The 6342-nt window shown below is 41.0% G+C and carries 5 protein-coding genes and 1 pseudogene; all 6 read left to right on the forward strand.

Features of this window, described 5'->3' with window-relative positions:
- A pseudogene (locus CER18_RS09245) lies at positions 1-520 on the forward strand (hypothetical protein); the annotation flags it as partial.
- Positions 521-2025: 1505 nt separating this feature from the next.
- Positions 2026-2691: a transglycosylase SLT domain-containing protein gene (locus tag CER18_RS09255; protein ID WP_100129690.1), complete on the forward strand. Its 666-nt coding sequence runs from the start codon at positions 2026-2028 to the stop codon at positions 2689-2691.
- Positions 2692-2702: 11 nt separating this feature from the next.
- The gene (locus CER18_RS09260) at positions 2703-3728 is read left to right on the forward strand and encodes a phage tail protein (protein ID WP_100129691.1); all 1026 of its coding nucleotides are present in this window, start codon (positions 2703-2705) and stop codon (positions 3726-3728) included.
- Between the two features lie 7 nt (positions 3729-3735).
- On the forward strand, positions 3736-4857 hold the full coding sequence (locus CER18_RS09265; RefSeq protein WP_100129694.1) for a phage tail protein: 1122 nt from the start codon (positions 3736-3738) through the stop codon (positions 4855-4857).
- A 9-nt stretch (positions 4858-4866) separates the two neighbouring features.
- The gene (locus CER18_RS09270) at positions 4867-5067 is read left to right on the forward strand and encodes a hypothetical protein (protein WP_100129692.1); all 201 of its coding nucleotides are present in this window, start codon (positions 4867-4869) and stop codon (positions 5065-5067) included.
- Positions 5068-5101: 34 nt separating this feature from the next.
- Positions 5102-6342, forward strand: a 1241-nt coding sequence (locus tag CER18_RS09275) for an alanine-zipper protein (protein ID WP_348602865.1), incomplete at its 3' end; no start/stop codon positions are given.

Here is a 6342-nt window from a genome sequence, read left to right on the forward strand (position 1 = left end):
GCTGAAGTCTATGGCTGAAGTCTATGGTAAGGCTTTTATCTCTCAATATGCAAAGATTTATGATCAGGCTTGTGTTTATGGGAGTGCTCATGTGTATGGCAATGTTTATGGCAATGCTCATGTGAGTGGTGCTGCCCGCGTTCTTGCTGATGCTCATATTTATGACCATGCGCATATTTCTTATGATGCTACGGTTTTTAGTTATGCACGCGTCTATGGTCATGCTAGGGTTTGTGGCTCTGCTTGCATTTATAGCCATGCGAAAATTTATAATTATGCTGTGATTAATGGTCGTGCAAAGATTTATGGCAAGGTCTATGGCAATGCGCGCGTGGGGGGCTCTTGTGAGGTTTATGGCTCTGTTTATGGCAATGCAAAAATCTCACATTGTGCAACGATCTGGGGGCGTGCTTATGGCAATGCAATAATCAACACAAAAAGCAAAGCAAAGTTAGTTCCTAAAAATTATGAGGTTTATGAAAACAATAATGTCGTTAAGATTATTGATAAAACAGAATAAAAATAGGCATGGGGGTGCCTTCTTTATGGCTATAAACCCATCATAAAAGAGAGAATTCATAAAAGAAAGCCGTGCCAACTGATATGACGCGGCTTTCAAATGTCTATCCTTATGAATCAACCCTAATTAAGGTAATAACGCGTATATACAAAACGTATTATATTACAAGCGCTCTATTAAAAATATGAAAACTTATCAAAAGGAACGTAAATTATGCATATAATCTTTAATCACTCTTTTGAATGAGAGAGCCTATAAACGCTTTTCGTTTCTCTCAAACGTATTAATCATAACACCCTCATTTGTGAGGTGGTCTTTTGAAATAAAGCACATGATCAAAATGCTTCTTTTAAAACAAGCTCTCATAAAGACAATAAACAACCAAACAACCGCTTTTATCAAACGCAAGGCTTTAAAAACTGTTATAAACATCAGTTTCAAACGTTTAAACGTTCATGTAGAGAGGTTCTCATAAGCGTATTTTTACTTTTCTTTAAATGTAACTTTTTACAAATAAGCTGGCTTAATTTTGAGTTGGAAAAATCAACCAGCTCAAATTCGAGCTCGTTATCTTTAGAATAGAGCATTCTTTAAACAATGGCGTTTTGTCTAAAAATTTAGAAAAATTCCGTACCTTATGATGTTATAACGATTTTGAAATTTGTTTGCTTATCTTTATCTCAATAGGTGCCCTCAAATTTGAGGAGACTAAAATCACTCAATCCAAATTTGGGGTAACCTCGTTTGCTTTCATATTATGCTCTTAAAACGTTTTTTGCTTGCTTGCGTTATCTCATTAGAAGGCTTTCAATTTCATAAGATATGATGTTTTGAATTTCATTACCTTTATTTCCTACCTCGGTAAAAAAATACCGTGGTTATAAAATCAATCTTGTCTTTAAATCCTTTGTGCAATCTTTATGAATTAAACCTATAAGCTTATGAATGCTTCAAACTGTTAATTTCTTTAATGCCATTTTAAAGGTTTTACCCAATTTTGGGGAAAACTATATGATCTCTATTTTCTATAAATGCGTATCTTTTGATACAATTTACCTTATAACAGTTTCAAACGATTACCCTCTTATAGAATGATCTAATATTGCTATAACACTCTTTAGATTTTGCGCTCGCCAATTTTGGCGAACGTTAATTTGTTATTTTATGCGATTAACAATCCAATCTTTAAAATAAGAAGTAATCTTTAAACGTATGTTATCGATAATTCCAAACGACTAAATTTTAAACAATGTGATTTGTGCTGTGATAAAAACGTATCATACAATTTATGAACTGTTATGAATAATATCTGCTTTTCATTTCATATGAACGTTTACATGCGTTATAATATTTGCACCATGATTTGCTTTTTATGGTCTATTCATACATGGCAATCTTATATAAAAAGTGGTCAATTTAAACATGCATAAAAGTGTGGATTCTTAAGTGGATTCATATAAAATAATTGCAATCAACATATTGACTTTATTGTATTTTTTGATATTATATCTTTCCATAGTCCTTCAGTTGATCAAGCGATCCGTCAAGCAGCGGTGCGGTATGGCTTGCCGGAAAGCTATTTGTACCGTGTTGCGCAAGTTGAAAGTGGCGGCAATCCGAATGCAAGGAATCCACGTTCTTCTGCGGGTGGATTGTATCAATTTATAGATAGCACAGCCAAGCAATATGGTTTGCAAGACCGTTTTGACCCCATGCAAGCAGCTGATGCCATGGGAAGATTTACGCGTGACAATCGTAATCATTTAAGCCGTGTGTTGGGAAGAGCGCCTACGGATGCGGAATTGTATTTAGCACACCAACAAGGGGCAGGTGGAGCGGCGCGCCTTTTACAAAATCCCCATGCCAATGCAGCGCAAATTGTTGGCAGCAATGCGGTTGGTTTGAATGGTGGTAACAGCGGTATGCGTGCAAGTGATTTTGTTAACCGTGTGTTACAGATGTACGGAGGACAGCCTTTTAGAGCAGCAAGCCCTATAGCACAGAGAAGTTTTGGCAATAGGGACAACATGTTAGAGGTTTTAAGGGCATTATTAGCATCACAATTAGCATCACAAGAAGAGTCTTCGGAAGAAGAAGAGAGTGATGAAGATGATAACCCTTTGATGACGCCCTTCATGCGGGCATTTTACGGACCGTTTTACGGAGTTTAGGATTCACAACGATGTCAACGATTTATGATTGGTCGCTTAGAGCGGCGGATAACACACGTGCGGATGATTTGATTGATTGGTCAGAAGGACAACGTCCTAGTTCCATCAACAATAGTGCACGTGGTATGATGCAGCGCGTGCGAGAATATTTATCGGATACGGGTGGGGCGCTTGAAGGGATTGTTACGGTTGATCATGGAGATCAAACGACAGTAATAAGGTTGCAAAGCAAGTCAGCTTTTTTAGAGTATAAAAATGATATTGTTTTGCGCTTTAAAGCGCGTGGTAAGAATGTTGGAGCGACCAAGGTTATTTTGAATAGCTTATCAAGTAAGCCGATTTACAAGGCATCACAAACCGGCGTTGCAACCTTTTTAGAGGGAGGGGAAATTCAAATTGGATGCATATATACGCTTGTCTATGATGAAGAGATTTCCGGATGGCATTTGCTTAATCCCACTCCCGTCACATCACCCCAAGGCTTGGCAAATGCTCTTTATCCAGCAGGTTTTATAGGGACGTTTGCTATGCAAGCAATCCCCAGTGGTTGGTTATTGTGTGATGGTAGTGCTTATTCACGGAGTCTTTATAGTGCTCTTTTTTCGGCAATAGGAACGACATGGGGGAGTGGCGATGGGTTTAGAACGTTCAATATTCCTGATTTTCGTGGGATGTTTTTACGTGGATTTGATGGAGGGCGCAATATTGATGTTGGACGGGATTTTGGGAGTGTACAAGAGGATTTGATCCAATCGCATAGCCATGAMGGTCATAGGATATCAGTTTCACAGATGAGTGAGGATAATGAACATTTTTGGCATGGGGAGGCGACARCTTTATGGGGACATKTGCTTGATGAAGATCAAAAATCGAGWGTCTCAACCATTTCTGGAGTAAGCAAAGAAGATATTAKAACTTATGATSTTCTGAATGTTCCTTTTATGCAGCCCCATACCCAAGATCTCACAGCGTTGGAAAASAGGACAAGTGAAACGCGCCCGATTAATGTATCGGTTGTTTATGCGATAAAAACTTGAGGTGGCGATGTCAACGATTTATGATTGGTCCTTAAAGGCGTCAGAAAACGCTGGTGCGGATGATTTKATYRAYTGGTCAGAAGGTCAGTCTCCCCATACAGTCAACAATAGTGCACGTGGGATGATGCAACGTGTACGAGAATATTTATCGGATATTGGTGGTGCGCTTGACAGTCATTTTGAGGTTGATCATCACCAGCAACAGACGATCATTCTCTTAAACAGTAGCGCATCACTTTCCCGTTATAGCAATGGTCTTTCTTTACGGTTTAAGGCGCRGGAGAGTAATGTTGGAGTCACTGCGGTTACGCTCAATAATCTTTCCRGTAAATCAGTTTACAAGGCGTCAGAAACTGGTGTGACTGCTGTTGTAGGAGGAGAGATACAAAGAGGGGGTGTCTACACACTTGTGTATGATGAAGCTCTTTCAGGATGGCAGTTGCTCAACCCTACGATAATAAGACCATCTCCACAATTAAGACATTTGCCTACAGGTTTTATTGGGGCTTTTGCCATGGAAAGATTGCCGGAAGGTTGGCTTCCTTGTGATGGTCGTTCTTATTCGCGTGATAAATATCGTACTCTTTTTGCAACAATAGGAACGATGTGGGGTCAGGGTGGGGATGAAACAACATTTAACGTACCAGATTTACGGGGCATGTTTTTGCGTGGTTTTGATTATACAGGTTTTGTCGATCATGGGCGCATATTTGSTAGTGTGCAACAGWGCTCTTTGATAAATCATGAACACAGTRTTGGCTTTTTTCCTCCCGTAGAAAAGAGCACGAGGAGGAAGAGGAGTGTTGTTGTARATKATAYAATTATTCCACAAGGACCTAATCAAGACGAGGAATGTATAGGTTTAAGTGGTGATGCATTGGAAAGATGCCATGAAGGCTTTGAAAGAGAAGTTGTACTTCCTTCAGCAACGCCTTCATTTATTGGAGAAAAAGTCCATACTTTACATCCATTTTTCTTGAAGCATGGACRTAAAATSATGACGTATSGCRTTCCCAAACAGGCAGGGGAAGATTTAGGGGAGCATGATCATATARTCATGATGGGTTCATTTGGTGGTGTTGAAACGCGCCCCGTTAATGTGAGTATCGTTTATGGGATTAAGACATGAGGAGTTGAAATGTCGTTAAAACCGTTTGCCGTATCAGAACTTAGTGACCCGTCTCAAGTACGGGTTGTTTTGTATACAGGGAGTGGCTTTGTGCACGCCCCGCTTAATAGCCTTGTTAGCCTTTTGAAGGATTCTTTGAACAAGGATCATGAAGAGAGTTTAAAGGCATTAAAGTCTGAGATTGAAGAATTACAATCGTGTTTATTTTAGGCATTTATTTTGAATGATGTGAGGAAGAAAGGCGATGGGGATACCATATCATACGCATGACTATCAGATACCGGTAGCCACGAAAGAAGAGATCATAGAGGGCGTTTCAGARGATACGGTTATTGTCCCGAAATTGTTAGGGACGGCAAGTCTTTATCCTCGTGAAGTCTTTGCGAGTGCGGAACAAGGGGTTCAGGTCCAGCAGATCTCAGAACGTGCGCTAGGATTATCCACGGCAGCGAAGCAAACAGCGGATGCCGCGAAAAGGGAGGCAGATGATGCGAAAGAATTATCGGATGGCGCAGCGGTTACGGCTGGTCAAGCTTTGACCACAGCCACAAGAGCAGATTCAACAGCGCGTGAAGCAAAGACAGCATGCGATGAAGCGTTGAAAGATGCAAGAGCTTCCAAAAGCCAAGCGGATAGTGCGCACGATATGGCATCTAGAGCTCTTACAGAAGCTGGCGTTGCGAAAACGAGAGCCTCCGAATCCAAGAATAAGTCAGAGGAGGCAGAAAGATTAGCTGAAGAAGCCAAAAGTACCTCTGAAGCCGCCAAGCAAATTGCCGAAGAAGCAAAGGCAAGCTTTGAGAGAACTTCAGGAGAAATCAATAGTACGAAAGGTTCCCTTTCTACGGCATTGCAACGTTTTGAAGAGGTCAAACAGACCAGTGAGAGTGCTGTTAATTTATCGACCGAAGCCAAGAGGTTAGCTGATGAAACGAAGACCATTGCAAGCCGCGCAGAACAAACAGCAAGAGAAGCCAAACAAACAGCAGAAGCCTCTCAGACACTCTCGGGAGAATCCAAACAGATAGCCGCAGATGCCTTGAGAGCGTCGAATGATGCTAAATCTCAATCAGCTACAGCGGTCAGTACGTCAGAAGAGGCGAAGGTTCTTTCAGAACAATCCAAAGATGCTTGTCATGAAGTTAAAGCCTCGGTTGAAGCTGTTAAGACTGTTGCAGAGTTTGCAAAAACAAAGGTGGAACAAGCTTCGCAAACAGCGACAGAAGCGAAGGGTTTAGCAGAAACCGCGAAAAGTACAGCAGAAGGTGCACAAACGAAAGCCGAACAAGCGCAACAGAGTGCGACAGAAGCGTCTCGAGTCGCTTCAGAAGCGAAGACAGTTGCAGAGCAGGCATTGCAAGCCGATAGACAAGCGGTCCGTGAAGGCCATGAAAGCACCAAGAGTTTGGTAGAAGAAATTCAGAAGAAGGTTGAAGAGGCACAAGCGCTTTCACAAGAAAGTAAGGGGTTTTCTGAAGCCGCCAA

The organism is Bartonella tribocorum, assembly GCF_002777915.1.
GTDB classification, from domain to species: Bacteria; Pseudomonadota; Alphaproteobacteria; order Rhizobiales; family Rhizobiaceae; genus Bartonella; species Bartonella tribocorum_A.

Excerpts from the sequence above, each read along its gene's own strand:
- CER18_RS09270 (WP_100129692.1), top strand. The coding sequence starts at position 4,867 with ATGTCGTTAAAACCGTTTGCCGTATCAGAACTTAGTGACCCGTCTCAA.